The sequence below is a fragment of the Parabacteroides sp. AF27-14 genome (assembly GCF_003635425.1).
In the GTDB taxonomy this organism is placed as follows: Bacteria; Bacteroidota; Bacteroidia; order Bacteroidales; family Tannerellaceae; genus Parabacteroides; species Parabacteroides distasonis.
The window spans coordinates 1-409 of sequence record NZ_QTLZ01000043.1; the positions used below are offsets into that span (position 1 = coordinate 1).

1 pseudogene is annotated in these 409 nt (G+C 41.1%); it reads right to left on the reverse strand.

Going from position 1 to position 409, the window contains the following annotated elements:
- Positions 1 to 143, reverse strand: a pseudogene (locus tag DWY79_RS21855) (Arm DNA-binding domain-containing protein); the annotation flags it as partial.
- Positions 144 to 409: the final 266 nt, after the last annotated feature.

Below are 409 nucleotides of genomic sequence, written 5' to 3' on the forward strand. Positions count from 1 at the left end.
AGTGGGACTTTTACGCTCCGCTTTAGTTGAAGTTCCACGTATAGGCGGTCATAAGTGACACGCACACGCACGGGTGCTTCCCCGTTTTTTAACAGTTTGCTACGCTTGATGAAGAACAACACGCTGAATCTTTTTCTTTCCATACGGCTCAATTTTTAATGATACAAAGTTAGGAAATCGAACCGAGAACCCTGTTATGTAAAACAGTGCAACGTGCTGTAAAAGAATGAAGTAAATACTTCGCAGTGGAACATTCCGGGCTTTTAAAAACAGTCCCTTGAATAAGGACGTATGGTTTGCTTCAATCCCACTAATTTTGCCTATTCTTGGAAAAGAAAAATCCCCGAACTTCTTTGAAATTCAGGGATTTACATCGTTTTGCCTTCTTAAAAAGTGGTGCCACCAGGAA